Origin of the sequence: Micromonospora sp. NPDC047465, assembly GCF_040643125.1 — a bacterium.
Taxonomy (GTDB): domain Bacteria; phylum Actinomycetota; class Actinomycetes; order Mycobacteriales; family Micromonosporaceae; genus Micromonospora.
The window spans coordinates 1-15,279 of sequence record NZ_JBEYTP010000023.1 but is presented as its reverse complement, the minus strand read 5'-3'; the positions used below and the strand labels follow the sequence as shown (position 1 = coordinate 15,279).

Annotated in this window: 17 protein-coding genes; 12 read left to right on the top strand and 5 right to left on the bottom strand. The window is 70.0% G+C overall.

Annotation, left to right across the window (positions count from 1 at the left end; all coding sequences use genetic code 11):
* Window positions 1-32: 32 nt before the first annotated feature.
* The 9 genes from ABZ793_RS20815 (at window position 33) to ABZ793_RS20775 (ending at window position 9,865) form a co-directional block, all read left to right on the top strand.
* On the top strand, window positions 33-1,382 hold the full coding sequence (locus ABZ793_RS20815) for an alpha/beta fold hydrolase (protein ID WP_357459649.1): 1,350 nt from the start codon (window positions 33-35) through the stop codon (window positions 1,380-1,382).
* Complete coding sequence (locus ABZ793_RS20810; RefSeq protein WP_357459646.1) at window positions 1,375-2,694, top strand: aminopeptidase P family protein; 1,320 nt, start codon at window positions 1,375-1,377, stop codon at window positions 2,692-2,694. Before ABZ793_RS20815 ends, ABZ793_RS20810 begins: the two co-directional genes overlap by 8 nt.
* Before the next feature lie 50 nt (window positions 2,695-2,744).
* Window positions 2,745-3,650 (top strand): dihydrodipicolinate synthase family protein, encoded by a 906-nt coding sequence (locus ABZ793_RS20805; protein WP_357459643.1) that lies wholly within the window; start codon window positions 2,745-2,747, stop codon window positions 3,648-3,650.
* Entirely contained in the window at window positions 3,647-4,648 is a 1,002-nt protein-coding gene (locus tag ABZ793_RS20800; RefSeq protein WP_357459640.1) for a proline racemase family protein, read from the top strand. Before ABZ793_RS20805 ends, ABZ793_RS20800 begins: the two co-directional genes overlap by 4 nt.
* Entirely contained in the window at window positions 4,645-5,328 is a 684-nt protein-coding gene (locus ABZ793_RS20795) for a GntR family transcriptional regulator (RefSeq protein ID WP_357459638.1), read from the top strand. Before ABZ793_RS20800 ends, ABZ793_RS20795 begins: the two co-directional genes overlap by 4 nt.
* Window positions 5,329-5,424: 96 nt before the next feature.
* Entirely contained in the window at window positions 5,425-6,582 is a 1,158-nt protein-coding gene (locus ABZ793_RS20790) for an FAD-binding oxidoreductase (RefSeq protein ID WP_357459636.1), read from the top strand.
* Window positions 6,579-6,878 (top strand): (2Fe-2S)-binding protein, encoded by a 300-nt coding sequence (locus tag ABZ793_RS20785; protein WP_357459633.1) that lies wholly within the window; start codon window positions 6,579-6,581, stop codon window positions 6,876-6,878. The genes ABZ793_RS20790 and ABZ793_RS20785 overlap by 4 nt, the downstream gene beginning before the upstream one ends.
* On the top strand, window positions 6,862-8,349 hold the full coding sequence (locus ABZ793_RS20780; RefSeq protein ID WP_357459630.1) for an NAD(P)/FAD-dependent oxidoreductase: 1,488 nt from the start codon (window positions 6,862-6,864) through the stop codon (window positions 8,347-8,349). The genes ABZ793_RS20785 and ABZ793_RS20780 overlap by 17 nt, the downstream gene beginning before the upstream one ends.
* Window positions 8,342-9,865, top strand: coding sequence for an aldehyde dehydrogenase family protein (locus ABZ793_RS20775; protein ID WP_357459628.1), 1,524 nt, complete (start codon window positions 8,342-8,344; stop codon window positions 9,863-9,865). Before ABZ793_RS20780 ends, ABZ793_RS20775 begins: the two co-directional genes overlap by 8 nt.
* Before the next feature lie 73 nt (window positions 9,866-9,938).
* Here ABZ793_RS20775 and ABZ793_RS20770 read toward each other — a convergent pair whose 3' ends face one another.
* The 5 genes from ABZ793_RS20770 to ABZ793_RS20750 form a co-directional block, all read right to left on the bottom strand.
* Window positions 9,939-10,091 (bottom strand): hypothetical protein, encoded by a 153-nt coding sequence (locus ABZ793_RS20770; protein WP_357459625.1) that lies wholly within the window; start codon window positions 10,089-10,091, stop codon window positions 9,939-9,941.
* Between the two features lie 260 nt (window positions 10,092-10,351).
* Window positions 10,352-10,750, bottom strand: coding sequence for a hypothetical protein (locus tag ABZ793_RS20765; protein ID WP_357459622.1), 399 nt, complete (start codon window positions 10,748-10,750; stop codon window positions 10,352-10,354).
* The gene (locus ABZ793_RS20760; protein WP_357459619.1) at window positions 10,747-11,199 is read right to left on the bottom strand and encodes a hypothetical protein; all 453 of its coding nucleotides are present in this window, start codon (window positions 11,197-11,199) and stop codon (window positions 10,747-10,749) included. Before ABZ793_RS20760 ends, ABZ793_RS20765 begins: the two co-directional genes overlap by 4 nt.
* 183 nt (window positions 11,200-11,382) lie before the next feature.
* On the bottom strand, window positions 11,383-11,709 hold the full coding sequence (locus ABZ793_RS20755) for a DUF6331 family protein (protein ID WP_357459616.1): 327 nt from the start codon (window positions 11,707-11,709) through the stop codon (window positions 11,383-11,385).
* A gap of 323 nt (window positions 11,710-12,032) precedes the next feature.
* Window positions 12,033-12,785 (bottom strand): hypothetical protein, encoded by a 753-nt coding sequence (locus tag ABZ793_RS20750; protein ID WP_357459614.1) that lies wholly within the window; start codon window positions 12,783-12,785, stop codon window positions 12,033-12,035.
* Window positions 12,786-12,968: 183 nt separating this feature from the next.
* Here ABZ793_RS20750 and ABZ793_RS20745 point away from each other — a divergent pair, with 183 nt between their 5' ends.
* From ABZ793_RS20745 to ABZ793_RS20735, 3 genes are all read left to right on the top strand, one after another.
* On the top strand, window positions 12,969-13,502 hold the full coding sequence (locus ABZ793_RS20745; protein WP_357459611.1) for an HAD domain-containing protein: 534 nt from the start codon (window positions 12,969-12,971) through the stop codon (window positions 13,500-13,502).
* A 220-nt stretch (window positions 13,503-13,722) separates the two neighbouring features.
* Window positions 13,723-14,310 (top strand): hypothetical protein, encoded by a 588-nt coding sequence (locus ABZ793_RS20740; protein WP_357459608.1) that lies wholly within the window; start codon window positions 13,723-13,725, stop codon window positions 14,308-14,310.
* Between the two features lie 62 nt (window positions 14,311-14,372).
* On the top strand, window positions 14,373-15,125 hold the full coding sequence (locus tag ABZ793_RS20735) for an SDR family oxidoreductase (RefSeq protein ID WP_357459604.1): 753 nt from the start codon (window positions 14,373-14,375) through the stop codon (window positions 15,123-15,125).
* Window positions 15,126-15,279: the final 154 nt, after the last annotated feature.

Sequence of the window (15,279 nt, the reverse complement as noted above, 5' to 3'; positions counted from 1 at the left end):
CAGCCGGCCGCAGCGGCGAAAGGAGGGTGCCGATGACCGTCACCGCGACCTACACGATCCCTGGCATGCGCATCCGGGACCACGTCAGCGAGGTGCCGCTGGATTGGTCTGACCCGACGCGCGGCAGCATCCAGGTCTTCGCCCGTGAGATCGTCGATCCCATGCGGGCCGGGGAGGACCTGCCGTGCCTGGTCTACCTGCAGGGCGGACCCGGCGGGAAGGGCCCCCGTCCGCTCACCCGGTTCGGCTGGCTTGGCCTGGCACTGCGCGACTACCGCGTGGTCCTGGTCGACCAGCGTGGCACTGGCCGCAGCACCCGCGTCGATGGCCGCCGGATGAGCGCCTTCGCGACGGCGGAGGAGGCTGCCCGCTTCCTCGCGTGCTTCCGGGCTGACTCGATCGTGGCCGACCACGAGCACCTGCGAAAGTCCGTCTTCGGCGGCGGGCGCTGGTCCACCCTCGGACAGTCGTACGGCGGCTTCATCACGCTGACGTACCTGTCGAAGGCTCCGGAGGGCCTGAGCGATTGCTACGTCACCGGTGGCCTGCCCGGTCTCGACCCGTCGGCGGCGGAGGTCTACAGGCGTACCTACCCGCGAGTGGAGGCGAAGAACAGGGAGTTCTACCGGCGGTACCCGCACCAGGTCGCGCAGGTGGGTCGGATCGCCGACCGGCTGGCCGAAGGCGACGTGTTGCTGCCCGACGGCGATGTGCTCACGGTCCGACGGTTGCAGTCGCTCGGCATCGACCTCGGCATGAAGCCCGGATACGAGCGCATGCACTGGCTGCTCGATGAGGCGTTCTCTGGGGACGAGCTGTCCGCGACGTTCCTGCACCAGGTGCTGGCCAGGACGGCGTACAGTGACAACCCGCTGTTCGCGGCCCTGCACGAGAGCATCTACGGACATGGCACCGCTGCCACCGGCTGGGCGGCCCAGGCGGAGCGGGAGAGGCATCCGCAGTTCGCCGAGGAAGCCAGGCCGCTGCTGTTCACCGGCGAGATGATCTACCCCTGGATGTTCCAGGAGATCGCCGAGCTGCGTCCGTTCCGCGACGCCGTGGAAGCGCTGGCGGTCCGGGACGAGTGGCCGCCGCTCTATGACCTCGACCGGCTGGCCGCCAACGAGATCCCGGTGGTGGCCGCCGTCTACCACGACGACATGTACGTGGACGCGGGTCTGCAGATGGACACGGCGTCCCGGGTGGGCAACGTCCGGACCTGGATCACCAACGAGTACGAACACGACGGCATCCGCGAGGACGACCGGGTCTTCGCCCGGCTGACCGAGATGCTCCGCGAAATGGGCGCAGGAGTCAGAGACATCGATGGAGCCGACAGGAACCTGTCCGCTCCACGGCAGGAGGGAATTTCCGTTGCGTGATGGCAAGCCGCCGAAGCTGTCCGACGTCGCGGCGTTCACGGAGTACATGGCCACCGGCTGGGACGTGCCCGACCGCACCCCGTCGGTCGTGCCCGGCGCCGCCGAGGCGGCCGCCGCACACCGGGCCCGCCTGGCCGAGGCCCTCCCAGGCCGCACCGTCGTGCTGGCGGCGGGGGAGGCGCCCGTACGCAGCAACGACACGAGCTACGACTTCCGTCCGGACAGTGACTTCGTCTGGACGACCGGCTGCTCGGTCGAGAACGCCGTCGTGGTGCTGCGCGGCGGCGACGCCACTCTCTACCTGCCGTCGCCGGCCCAGCCCGGTGACCCCGGGTTCTTCGCCGACGCCCGCTACGGCGAGTTGTGGGTGGGCGCGGCGCCGGGGCTGGCCGACTGGGCGCGGGCGCTGAACGTCGAGGTTCGGCCGCGCGCAGAACTCACCGAGGACGTGACCCGGGACGAGGAGGTCGCGCGGACCCTCGCCGAGTTGCGCATGTACAAGGACGAGTGGGAGATCGGGCAGCTCCGGGAGGCGGTGGACCGCACCGTCGAGGGCTTCGCCGCGGTCGTCCGCGAGATCCCCACCGCGATCGCGGGGCCCGGGGAGCGGTGGCTGCAGGGCACCTTCGACCGGTACGCCCGGGCGTACGGCAACGGCCCCGGCTACACCACCATCGTCGGTAGCGGCCGGCACGCGCCCACACTGCACTGGGTGCGCTGCGACGGCCCGGTGCTGCCGGACGAGGTGCTCCTGCTCGACATGGGGGTCGAGGTCAACAGCTACTACACCGCCGATGTCACCCGGACGTTTCCCGCCTCCGGGCAGTTCTCGCCGGCGCAGCGGCAGGTACACGACCTGGTGGAACAGGCCCACAGAGCCGGGTTGGCGGCGGTGGGCCCGGGCCGCCGGTTCACCGAGTTCCACCACGCGGCGATGGAGGTGATCGCGCGGGGCCTGGCGGACTGGGGACTGTTGCCGGTCTCCGTGGACGAGGCGCTGTCCGACACCGGGCAACACCACCGGCGCTATCTGGTGTGCGGAGTTGGCCATCACCTGGGGCTGGACGTGCACGACTGCGGCCGAGCTGCGGAGGACGCCTATCAGGGTGCGGCTATGGCGCCCGGCATGGTGCTGACGGTCGAGCCCGGACTGTACTTCCACCCGCACGACCTGACCGTGCCTCCGGAGCTGCGCGGGATCGGTGTGCGTATCGAGGACGACCTGCTGGTCACGCCCGACGGTTCGGAGGTGTTGTCCAGCGCGCTGCCGCTGGAGGCCGACGGCCTGGAGAAGTGGATGGCCATGCAGTGATGATGTGAAATTGCACTGTGTACTTTCGTGCGACCGATGAGGAGCCAGCAGTGACCACCCCCGCAAAGCCCTGGCGCGGCGTGCACGTCGCGACGGCGCTGCCCCTCCACGACGACCTCTCCATCGACTACGACGCGTTCGCCGAGCACGTCGGGTTCCTCGCCGCTGGAGGCTGTGACGGCGTGACGCCCAACGGCTCCCTCGGCGAGTACCAGACGCTGACCCCGCAGGAGCGGGAGCGCGTGGTCGAGACCGCCGTACAGGCCGCCCCCGCCGGATTCGGCGTCATGCCCGGCGTCGCCGCCTACGGCGCGCTCGAGGCCCGCCGCTGGGCCGAGCAGGCCGCCGAGGCCGGAGCCACCTCCGTCCTGCTGCTGCCGCCCAACGCCTACCGCGCCGACCGCCAGGCAGTGGTCGAGCACTACCGCGAGGTCGCGCGCGCCGGACTGCCTGTCGTCGCCTACAACAACCCCATCGACACCAAGGTCGACCTGGCGCCTGCGCTGCTTGCCGAACTGTTCCAGGAGGGCTTGATCGTCGGCGTGAAGGAGTTCACCGGCGACGTGCGCAGAGCGTACGAGATCAGCGAACTGGCCCCTGGCCTGGACATTCTGGTCGGCGCCGACGACGTGCTGCTCGAACTGGGTATCGCCGGAGCCGTCGGCTGGATCGCCGGCTACCCGAACGCGATCCCGGAGAGCACCGTGGAGCTCTACCGGCTGGTCACCTCAGGCGACCCCGCCGACATCGCCAAGGCCCTGCCGATCTACCGGGACCTGCACGCGCTGCTGCGCTGGGACTCCAAGACCGAGTTCGTCCAGTCGATCAAACTGTCGATGGACGTCGCCGGCCGCAAGGGCGGCGCCTGCCGTCCGCCACGCCTGCCGCTGCCGTCCGAACTGGCCGCCAGGATCATCGCCGACACCGAAGCGGTGCTCGCCAAGGGCTACAGATGAGATCCCGCCGCACGTTCCACGTCGTCGACTCGCACACCGAGGGCATGCCCACCCGGGTCGTCGTCGGCGGCGTGGGCACCATCCCCGGAGCAACCATGGCCGAGCGCAGGCTGTGGTTCATGGAGAACAGCGATGACGTCCGCACGTTGCTGATGTACGAACCACGCGGCCATGCCGCGATGAGCGGCGCGATCCTGCAACCACCGACCCGTCCCGACGCCGACTACGGCGTGCTCTTCATCGAGGTCTCCGGACTGCTGCCGATGTGCGGCCACGGCACGATCGGCGTCGCGACGGTCCTCGTCGAGACCGGGATGGTGCCCCTCGTCGAGCCGGTGACCACGATCAGGCTCGACACTCCCGCCGGCCTGGTCGTCGCCTCCGTGACAGTGCGCGACGGCGCGGCCGAGTCGGTCACCATCCAGAACGTCCCGTCTTTCGCGTACGCGATCGACCGGAAGATCGAGGTACCGGGCGTCGGCGCGGTCGACTACGACATGGCCTTCGGCGGAAACTTCTACGCGATCGTCGATCTGGCGGACCTCGGGCTGCCCTTCGACCGCGCCCGCGCCGGCGACCTGCTCGCCGCAGGCCTGGCGATCATGGATGCGGTGAACGAGCAGGACCGGCCGGTACACCCCGAACGTGACGACATCAGCGGCTGCCACCACGTCTACCTGAAGGCCCCCGGCTCCACCGCCAAACTGTCGCGACACGCCATGGCCATCCACCCCGGCTGGTTCGACCGGTCCCCATGCGGCACCGGCACGAGCGCCCGGATGGCGCAGTTGTGGGCGCGCGGCGAGCTGGGCATCGGCGAGGACTTCGTCAACGAGTCGTTCATCGGCACCCGCTTCACCGGGCGGCTGCTCGGCGAGACCACCGTCGGGTCGCTCCCTGCCGTCCTGCCGTCGATCACGGGCAGGGCATGGGTCACCGCGACGGCACAGCTCCACCTCGACCCCACCGACCCGTTCCCCGCAGGATTCCTGCTGTGAGCCCCGTGCCCGTCCCGGACCTTCCCGACATCGGTCGCAGAGAGAACCTCCGCGACCGGATCAGGGAGGCCCTGCGTGCGGCGATCATCTCCGGCAAGCTGGAACCCGGCGTGGTGTACTCGGCTCCAGCGCTCGGCGCGCAGCTCGGCGTATCACCCACACCCGTGCGGGAGGCCATGCTCGACCTGGTGAAGAGCGGCCTGGCCGTACCTCACCCGAACAAGGGCTTCCGCATCACCGAGGTGTCCGAGGAGGACCTCGACAACCTGGCCGCCGTGCGGCTGCTCATCGAGCCGCCGACCGTGCGCAATGTCGTGACGGTGATCCCGAAGGCGGACTTCCCCGAGCTGAGGGCACTCGCACAGGCCATCGTCGACGCAGCGGAGCGCGGCGACCTGGTCGGCTACATCGAGGCCGACCACGTCTTCCACCTCACCCTGCTCGGCTACAGCCGCAACCGGTTCCTGATGGACGTCGTGTCCGACCTGCGCTCGCGGACCCGGCTGCTCGGTCTGACCCCCCTGTTGGAGAGCGGCAGACTGGTCCGCTCGGCGGCGGAGCACCACGAGCTCCTGGACCTCATCGAAGCCCGCGACCCGTCCGGGGCCGAACTGCTGATGCACCGCCACATCGGCCACGTTCGCGGTCTGTGGGCAGACAGCGCCAAGGACGCCCCATGAGGCGAAGCGGGGCGGCATGACCGAGCGCCGCGAGCGAACCCTCGGGCACAGCACGGTCGAGCCCCACGCCGCCATCCACGGTGGGGAAGCGACGGCGTGAGCGCGGACCTGGTGGTCGTCGGGGCAGGCGTGGTGGGCGCTGCCAGCGCGTACTTCGCGGCACTGGCGGGCCTGCGGGTGGTCGTCGTCGAGCGCGGTGCGATCGCCGGCGGCACCTCCAGCGCCGGCGAGGGCAACGTGCTGGTGTCCGACAAACAGGCCGGCCCCGAGCTGGACCTGGCACTGTACTCGCAGCGGGTCTGGCGCGAAGACCTCGCCGAGCACGGCGACCTGTGGGAGTTCGAAGCCAAGGGCGGGCTGGTCGTAGCGGCATCCGAGCAGAGCCACGCCGCACTGCGCGACCTCACCGTCCATCAGCGCCGCTGCGGCGTCGAGGTTCGCGACGTCCCGCAAGCCGAGCTGCGCGACTACGAGCCGCATCTGTCGCCACGGCTCGCCGGTGGCGCCTACTACCCACAGGATGCTCAGGTCCAGCCGATGCTGGTGGCAGCCCACCTGCTAAGGCAGGCCCGCGAGCGCGGCACGCGCGTGCGTACGCACACCGAGGTGACGGGGTTCCTCCGCGACGGCCCGCGGGTGACGGGCGTACGCACCTCGACAGGAGACATCCCGGCCAGCGCGGTGCTCAACGCCGCCGGCACGTGGGCCGGCGACATCGCCGGCCTCGCCGGAGTGCGTGTCCCCGTGCTACCCCGACGGGGCTTCGTCCTGGTCACCCAGCCGATGCCGCCCCGGACGATCCGTCACAAGGTGTACGCCGCCGAGTATGTCGCCGACGTGGGCAGCTCCGACGCGGCACTGCAAACCTCGCCCGTGGTCGAGGGAACCGTCGGCGGCACGATCCTCATCGGCGCGTCACGTGAGCGCGTCGGACTCGACCGGACCATGTCCGTTACCGCTGTCGGCTCGCTCGCGGCCAAGGCCATCGCGTTGTTCCCGATGCTCCGGCAGATCCAGGTGATGCGCACCTACCTCGGCTTCCGTCCCTACTGCCCAGACCATCTACCCGTCATCGGTCCGGACACCCGCGCACCCGGCCTCTGGCACGCCTGCGGCCACGAGGGCGCAGGCATCGGTCTGTCCGTCGGCACCGGCAAGTTGATCGCCCAAGCGCTCGTGGGGGAGCGGACCGACCTGAATCTCACGCCGTTCGCACCGGACCGCTTCGCGCAGGACGAGGAGGCGTTTCGATGACACACCAGATGACATTCCGCGGGGCCGTCGTGCCGGCCGAGCCGGGCCAGAGCGTCGCCGCCGCGCTGATCTCCGCCGGAATCACGAGCTGGCGCACCACCCGCAGGGGCGGCACGCCGCGAGGACTGTTCTGCGGCATCGGCATCTGCTTCGACTGTCTCATCACCGTCGACGGCGTTCCCGACCAGCGCGCCTGTCTCGTCACCGCCGCCGACGGCATGCGCCTCGGCGACGACGCCGGGCCGGACACACCAGACGCCGGCGACCGGGGGGACAGCGATGCCGCACGTGCATGACGTCGCCGTGGTCGGCGCGGGACCAGCCGGCCTCGCCGCCGCCGTCGAAGCCGCCGAGGCTGGCCTCGAGGTCACCCTCATCGACACCGCCGCGCAACCCGGCGGGCAGTATTGGCGGCACTACGACGAGGCCCACCCCCGTCCCGACGACCGCGTCGGCCATCACGGCTGGCCGGTCTTCGCCCGGCTGCGGGACCGCCTGAACGCCCTCCGCACAACTGGCCAGGTCCGCTACCTCCCCGGCCACCAGGTCTTTCTCATCACCCGCGACGCTGGCGGGACCTTCACGCTCCGGATGACAGCCGCCACGTCCACCGTCACCCCGCTGGACGGCGCGGACCTCACGCTCGTCGCGCGAACGCTGATCCTGTGCCCGGGAGGATACGACCGGCAACTACCCGTGCCCGGCTGGGACCTGCCCGGCGTGATGACCGTGGGGGGAGCGCAGGCCCTGCTCAAGGGACATCGCACGGCGGCGGGGCGGCGGGCGGTCATCGCCGGCACCGGCCCGTTCCTGCTCCCCGTGGCCACCGGCCTCGCGCGTGCCGGAGTGACCGTCGCAGCCGTCATCGAGGCCAACGCGACGCTGGGCTGGCTACGCGATCCGCTCGGCGCCATGTCCGCGCCAGCCAAGGGCGTCGAGGCACTGCAGTACGCGACGCTGATGGCCCGACACCGCATCCCGTACCGGACGAGGACCGTGATCCGTGAGGTACTCGGAAAGGACCGGGCGGAGGCGGTCCGGGTCGCCCGGGTGGACCGCGACGGCCGCCCGACCGGGCCGGACGAGGAGATCGCCGCCGACCTCGTCGCACTCGGTTGGGGCTTCACCCCCTCGCTCGAACTGCCGCTCATGCTCGATGCCGAAACGGCGAAGGACACCGACGGATCGCTCGTCGTGGCCGTCGACGACCGTCAGCGCAGCAGCGTCGAAGGACTGTACGTCGCTGGTGAGGCAACCGGTGTGGGCGGCGCGGCGCTGGCCGTCCACGAGGGGCGGCTGGCCGCACTCGCCCTCGCCGACGCGCACGGCCGCCCGACCGACCGGGCGCTGATGAGGCGGCTGCGACGGGCCGTCCGGCGGGGCCGCGGGTTCGCCGCCGCCATGCACCGCACCTATCCGCTGCCACGCGCATGGCCCGAGTGGCTGTCGGAGACGACACTGGTCTGCCGCTGCGAGGAGGTCTCATACCGCGACCTGCGCCGGGCACACGACCACCTCGGCGCCGAGGATGCCCGCACGCTGAAGATGCTGGCCCGGCCTGGGATGGGCTGGTGTCAGGGACGGGTGTGCGGCCTCGCCACCGCAGAGATCGCGGCCTGGCTCACCGGGCGTGACACCACGACCGACGACCTGCGCCCGCTGGCCACCCGCAGCCTCGCTGTGCCGGTGCCCCTGGGAGAGCTCGCTGCCCTGGCCGAGGACACGACGCCCGCCGAGAAGGAAGAAAGAGGACGATACGGTGAATGACGTGTTGAGCGTCGACCCGCGTACCGGCAGACCGCGCGAGCGCGTGGCGGCCGAGTCGACAGCGCACGATGTGGACCAGGCGGTGCGCACGGCCGCAGCCGCCGGTGCGGCACTGCAAGACCGCGCCGCGCGTACGGACCTGCTTCGCGCAGCCGCCGCGCTCCTGGAGACGAACGGCGAGGAGATCATCGCGACCGCCGACGCGGAGTCGGCGCTCGGCCAGGTGCGGCTCAGCGGCGAACTCGCCCGCACGTGCTACCAGCTGCGCGTGTTCGCGGACGTGGTCTCGGCCGGCGCCTACCTGGGCGTGATCATCGACCACGCCGACCCGTCGGCGCAGCCCGCACCTCGCCCCGACCTGCGTCGCTACAAGGTGCCGCTGGGCGTGGTCGGCGTCTTCGCGGCGAGCAACTTCCCCCTGGCGTTCAGCGTGCCAGGCGGCGACACCGCGAGCGCTCTGGCCGCAGGGTGCCCGGTGGTGGTCAAGGCACACCCGGACCATCCCGCCACCTCCGTCCTCTGCGCCCGGATTCTCCGGTCGGCGGCGGCCGAGGTCGGCCTACCCGAGGACGTCCTCCGCCTGGTCCACGGTTTCGACGCCGGCCCGGAACTCGTACGCCATCCCCTCACCGCGGCCGTGGGGTTCACCGGCTCGGTGCGCGGCGGCCGCGCCTTGTTCGACATCGCAACCTCCCGGCCGCGGCCGATCCCGTTCCACGGCGAGCTGGGCAGCCTCAACCCGGTGGTGGTGACCGAACGCGCAGCCGAAACCAGGGCAGAGGAGATCGGATCGGGGCTGGCGGCCTCGTACACGCAGGGCATGGGCCAGTTCTGCGTCAAGCCGGGTCTCGTCCTGCTGCCCGAGGGACCAGCGGGTGACGCCGTCGTCCAGGCGGTCGTCGCGGCGACGGTCCCGTCCGGGCCACTGCTCGACCCGCGCATGCGGGAGGCGTTCCTCGCCGGGGTACGCGCCCGCGCGGCGCTACCAGGAGTGGCGGAACCGCTCGGAGCGGGCGAGGCCGGCGATGACGCAGTGCCGCTGGCCGTACGGCCGGGCGTACTGACCGTCGCGGCGTCGCGGCTCGACGGAGGGACGTACCGGGAGTTGCTCGAGGAGTGCTTCGGACCGGTCACCGTGCTGGTCCGCTACGGCTCGACAGCCGAACGGGACACGGTGCTCAACGCCTTGCCGGGCAACCTCACGGCGACAGTGCACCTGGCCGCCGACGAGCGGGACGACGCGGCGGCGGACCTGGTCGCCGGGTTGAGCGAGATCGCGGGACGGGTCGTGGTGGACGGCTGGCCCACTGGGGTGACGGTCGCCCCCGCCATGCACCACGGCGGACCGTACCCCGCCTCCACGAGCGGCTCGACCTCGGTGGGAAGCACCTCGATCGAGCGCTGGCTGCGCCCGGTCTGCTACCAGAACGTCCCGGACCCGTTGCTTCCGCCGGAGCTGCGCGAGGCCAACCCGCTCCGCGTCCCCCGCACGGTCGACGGCGTCAGCACGACCTGAACCGGGTCGGGCGCGGATGGTGCCCCGGCCGGTGGCCGGAGAGGGCTCTTGTGACGGTCGGCGCTAGAGCGCTTCAGCCAGCAGTCGCTGCACGTGCAGGTCGGCAGCGGAGTAGCTGACGAAGGTCCCTCGCGCCGGCCGCGCACCAACTGGCGAGGCGCAGTTTCGCGAGGCGACGGCTCACCGCGGTCGGCGCCGCGCCGACCAGCTCGGCCAGGCACGCCACCGATGAATCACCCTGCAGCAACGCCCACAGAATCTTGACGCGGGCCGCATCGGCGAGCAGTCGGAACCCTACGGCGGCGAACTGGACCTGCTCGTCGTGCGGCAGGCGGACGTCGACCGGGAGCCCAAGGGTGAGTCTGCGTCACCCGCAGCCGCGTATTCCGCGGCAGCCGGAACACCGGCAGCGCACGCGACGTCGTCCGCTCGTCGGCCCTGAGCCTGCGCCGCCACGCTCCGAGCGGCGCAGGCTCAGGGATCGCGTCAGGCGGCGCTCTCCGCCGCCGGAGCGTGCCGGTCAGCCGTTATGTCGTGCACGACCCGGATGACGACCTGCTGCTCGGTGACACTGTCCAGGGTCACGGAAAAGCCCCCTGCCTCGGTGGCCGGTTGGCCGGGGGAGAGCGAGAACTCCTCCCCAGCCACCGTCACCGTCACCTGGTCACCCTGGATGTCGATCAGCTTCGCCTCGAAGCCGAGGATGCTGGCGCTGGTGTCGGCGCCCCGGGCGAAGGTGACCGTGCAAGTGTTCCGCTCGCAGTCGGTGGAGGCGCCCTCTGAACTGCAACCAGACAGCAGCGCGACGCCGAGTGCGAGGCCGGCCAGCAGGCCGACTGCATGGCGGGTGAAAGTCAGCGAGGGCAGAAGGTAGCGATTCGTCACCCGGCCAAGATACGAGTCGAGAGCAATGCCGCCCCCCACCGATGACCGTCGAGGACTGCGACCATCCGAGCCCAGGTGAGGTGGTGCTCACGCCGGCTCCGGCGTGAGCACGCCAGCGACGCAGCGGCGAAGATCCAGCGACTACCGACGCCGACCACGCTGCCGTCGATCACGTGCGATGGCACGTACTGCCGCCACCAGCCCGACGCGGTGGCCGTGGCGCCCTCGGATGCCAGCGCCACGTTGCGCCACACCGCATCGAAGGTCGTGGTGGCGCTCGCGGCGAACTGTCGTGGCCCGTCCGGCAGCATGCCGTGCGGGGCGTCGATCGTGACGGTGACGCTCTGCTCGGCCGGGAGCTGTCGGACTCCCACGGTCAACGGAACCTCCACCACCGCGAACGGCGCGAGCCGCACCCCGGCCGGGGCCGGGGACGCGGTCCGTGACACGAGAGCCGACTCAGTCTGTTCCGGCAGCGTCCGTACGTGCGTCAAGGTCCGCTTGACGTAGCGGACCGGGCGGCGGCCCGCTCCCCGGAGGGCGGGTCGGCGGCAGACAGTGATGGCGGGAGGCAAGGATCTACTCAAGCAGTATGTGTAGGGAGGTTGCGACGGAGATGGGCACGCGACCGCTCACGCCGCGTCGCCGGCCGCCAGTCCCGATTCGAACGCGGCCAGGAAGTCCAGCAACTGACGCCGCGCGGCGTCATCGTGCGTGCGGTGGTTCAGGAATGTCGACGTGACGCGGTGCGAGCGGTCCTCGACCACCTCGATCAGCTCGGCCAGTTGAAGCCGAGCCTTGACCACGGCGACCGACCCCACCTGACGGCACCACGTTTCGATAAGGGCGGGATCGGTGGAGACGGCGTCGATCCCGCAGCACGCGCGGACACACTCGACCTCGCAAAAGGTGATGCACTTGCTGAGGGGCGGTGGTATTTCGACCGACACGTCCACCATTGCCGCTCCTTCCGCTGAGCCCACCGCAACGGTGACGGTAGCCGATGCTAGCGCCCGTCACCGGACCACATTTCTGCGGTATTTGACGGCCACCGGCCCGGATCGTCCGGCGATCGCGTCGCCGAAAAGTCATTGAGTTAGGACCCCGGCACGGTCGCCCGCCCGCTCTCGGCCGTGCCGATGAGGTGCATTGGCCGAGGTGAGCGTGTGCGCCTGCCTGTTGGGATGAGGGCGGCTGCTACACGAGGTGCGGCTTGATGTCGCTCCAGTGGCGTTGCCGCAAGCGTTGCAAGCGGTCTGTCGGGCTGAGTTCGGCCGCGGTGCTACTCGTACTCCTGCCCGCACCGGGCCAGTTCTGCGAGATCGGCCCAGCCGAGGAAGCCGATGGTGTGCTCGCCCGGCTCCGGTTCGTTCACCAACGGCACGACGGGGCCAGGAACTGGTTTCCGTAGGCCGTCGTCTTCGCTCCAGCCGCCCAGTGCTCCGGCCATCCCACATTCCAGGTACGCCTGCGGATCAAAGTTGTACCAGCGGATGTCCGTGGCTCGCACGCATCCTGCCGTCCGGGGGGCGTCAATGCCTAACCGGGCGTACTCGTCCAGCGGTCCCTGATCGGCGAAGTCGGCCAGGTCCGCGATCTGAGACAGCACGATGGCTTCCCAGTCGGCATACGACGTCGGCTCGTCCGTGTAGCGAAACGAGGCGGAACGCCAGGATGCCTGCAGCGGCGCCGGCTCGACCATGCCTGCCGCCACGACCATCGCGGCAACCGAATCCAGGTCCAGCGAGGCCCGACCCGACAGCGGCCGGGCAACGCGCCACCACGAACGCAGGAACACGTCCAAACTACGCGCGGCCGCGTTCATACCTTCGCCTTCCCGGGCAAGGCGCCGGTACAGGTCGCGGTTTGTGCGGCAGACCGGCCCGGGTGGCCCGTCGACCCAGTAGGTCTGCTTGTGCACCACACCAGACTCCAGCGCCAGGACCTTGGCCAGCGCCTCAACCCGGTCAGCGAAGGTGCCCATCCGGACCCGGTTGCCGTTGTCGTCCTGCCGCCAAAGCTCCCACGCCATCACAGCAGCACCGTAGTCGTGCCCTCCCTCCGGCGAACAGCCACATCCGCTCTTGCCGCCGACTGAGCATCGGCGCTTGGCCGTCCCATGACCGTCTGCAATCGCCCCACGGCTGCACGCTCCTGATTGCTGTGTGCGGAGAGACCGGCTCCCGGAGGGCACCCTGATCAGCGATACGGTTCGGGAGTGCTTCCCAGCGTCGCTCAACCACCGCTGATCTTTCTCGACGTAGATGGCGTGCTCATCCCGTTCAGGGGCCGGTCGACGACAAGGGACCGCCCTTCGACCGGGGTAGAGGTAAACGCCGAGGCACCGGACGGCTGGGGCAATCCTCTCCTGGATCGGCTTGACCTCGATGACGGACGGCGCCTGCTGGCCCTGGGATGCCAGTTGGTCTGGGCCACTACATGGATGGCGGAGGCAAACGAGATCATCTCGCCACGACTGGGCCTTCCGGTGCTCCCAGTGGTGGAGTGGCCGGACTCCGGTGAGGAACCTGAGCATGGTCTGCACTGGAAGACGGTGTTCCTCACTCGGTGGGCGGCCGGCCGCCCTTTCGTCTGGCTTGACGATGAGATAACCGACGCCGACCGGCGATGGGTAGCCGCGAACCACCCGGGACAGGCGCTGCTGCACCGTGTCGACCCATTTGCGGGACTGACCGATGCAGCGTTCGCGGCGGTGCATCAATGGCTCGGGCAAGGTAACGACGGCGCTTGATCAGCTGCACGCTCATGCCCCTAACCGCGTGTCACACAACGTCATAGATGGTCGATCCAGACAGCGCTCGGTCTTGGCTCCCCTCTGTGCCAAGACGGTGCGGCGACCAACGTTCTAGGCTGGTTGGTGGCGGGTCCGGGAAGTGGCTTGTCCGAAGAGCCGGCGTTGGGGTGTGAGCCGGTCGCGCTGGAGTCAGTAGTCGTTCCCCGGCGTGCCAGGCGTGCGCTCTACCTTCGGCACCTCCACCGAACTGCTGAGCGTCCTGCGGCTGAATGTTCCCACGACTCTCCTCGCACGTGTGCCCCAACGGTCATCGGGCTCCCCGACGATCGACGTCGCGGCAGAGGTCGCGTTCGACTGCCCGGTGTGCGGTGAGCGGGTGCACCCGCCGAGCGCGGAGGACCTTCCTTCAACTCCACTGGCGCCTGTCCCGGCTGCCAAGGGATCGGCGTCGTACGCGCGGTCGATGACGCCGCATTCGTCCCCGACCCGTCCAAGACCATCGACGACGGTGCCGCCGTCCCTTGGCAGATGTTTCGGGTTCAACGTCCAGCCCGACATCGCACGAGAGTTCGGCATGCGCACCGATGTGCCCTGGAGCGAACTGACAGACGGCGAGCGGCAGATCGTGCTCGACGGGCCGGAGGAGAAGAAAGCACTCCTAGACGTGCGCTCGCCACTCGCCGCCAGCCGCTCGCCGCGCGTTGCTTTGCTCGCCGGCACGCTTGCCAGACACCCGGCTGGGTGGATCAAACGCCGGCTGTCGGGGAATAAAGGCGGCGCCGGGTGCGCTGCACAAGATACTTGAACATTCAATTATCTGGGTGATCGACCGATCGCCCAGAAGGGAGAGCTCTCATGGTTGCGCCGTTGCTGGACTTCACCGACAAGGTCGTCTTGATCACCGGAGGTGCGACCGGCATCGGCCGGGCGACTGCCCGCGCGTTCGCCCGCCAGGGAGCCAAGGTCGTCATCGGTGACGTGGACGAGCGCGCTGCCGAGACCGTCGACCTGGTCACCGCCGACGGCGGCACAGCGATGTACGTCCGCACCGACGTCACGAAGAACGACGAGGTCGAAAACCTCGTGCGGACCGCGGTCTCGACGTACGGCGGACTCGACGTCGCCTTCAACAACGCCGGAGTGCTCCCTCCCACGGGTCCGCTGCTCGAGCAGACCGAGGCGGACTGGGATCGGACCATCAACGTTGACCTCAAGGGCGTCTTCCTCGCCCTTAAGCACGAGATCGCCTACATGGCCGAGCACGGCGGTGGATCGATCATCAACACCGCCTCGATCGCCGGGGTGATCGCCGACCCGGGAATGTCTCCGTATGTCGCCGCCAAGCACGGCGTTGTCGGCCTGACCAAGGCCGCGGCCATCGACTACGCCACCGCAGGAGTCCGCGTGAACGCGCTCGCGCCGGGCCTGGTCGCCACCGGGATGACCAAGGGCTGGCTCGATGACCCGGCGATGCGCGATGTCGTCGTCGCCGGCTCCCAGCTTGGCCGGCCGGCCGAGCCCGAGGAGATGACCGGCATGGTGCTCTACCTCGCCTCGCCGCTCGCGTCCTTCGCGACCGGCGGGATCTACGTCGTCGACGGCGGGCAAACCGCGCACTGACCCTACTGTCCCGCGCGGCCCGTTCCTTACCGGGACGGGCCGCGCGCCGATGTCGTCAACTAGTGCCGCGTCAGGCAACGTTCGCCCTGTTGACTACCTGACGTAGGCGCTTGTCGGTGGCGTTCTTGTTCCGCCAGATGATGTAGCGGCGGAT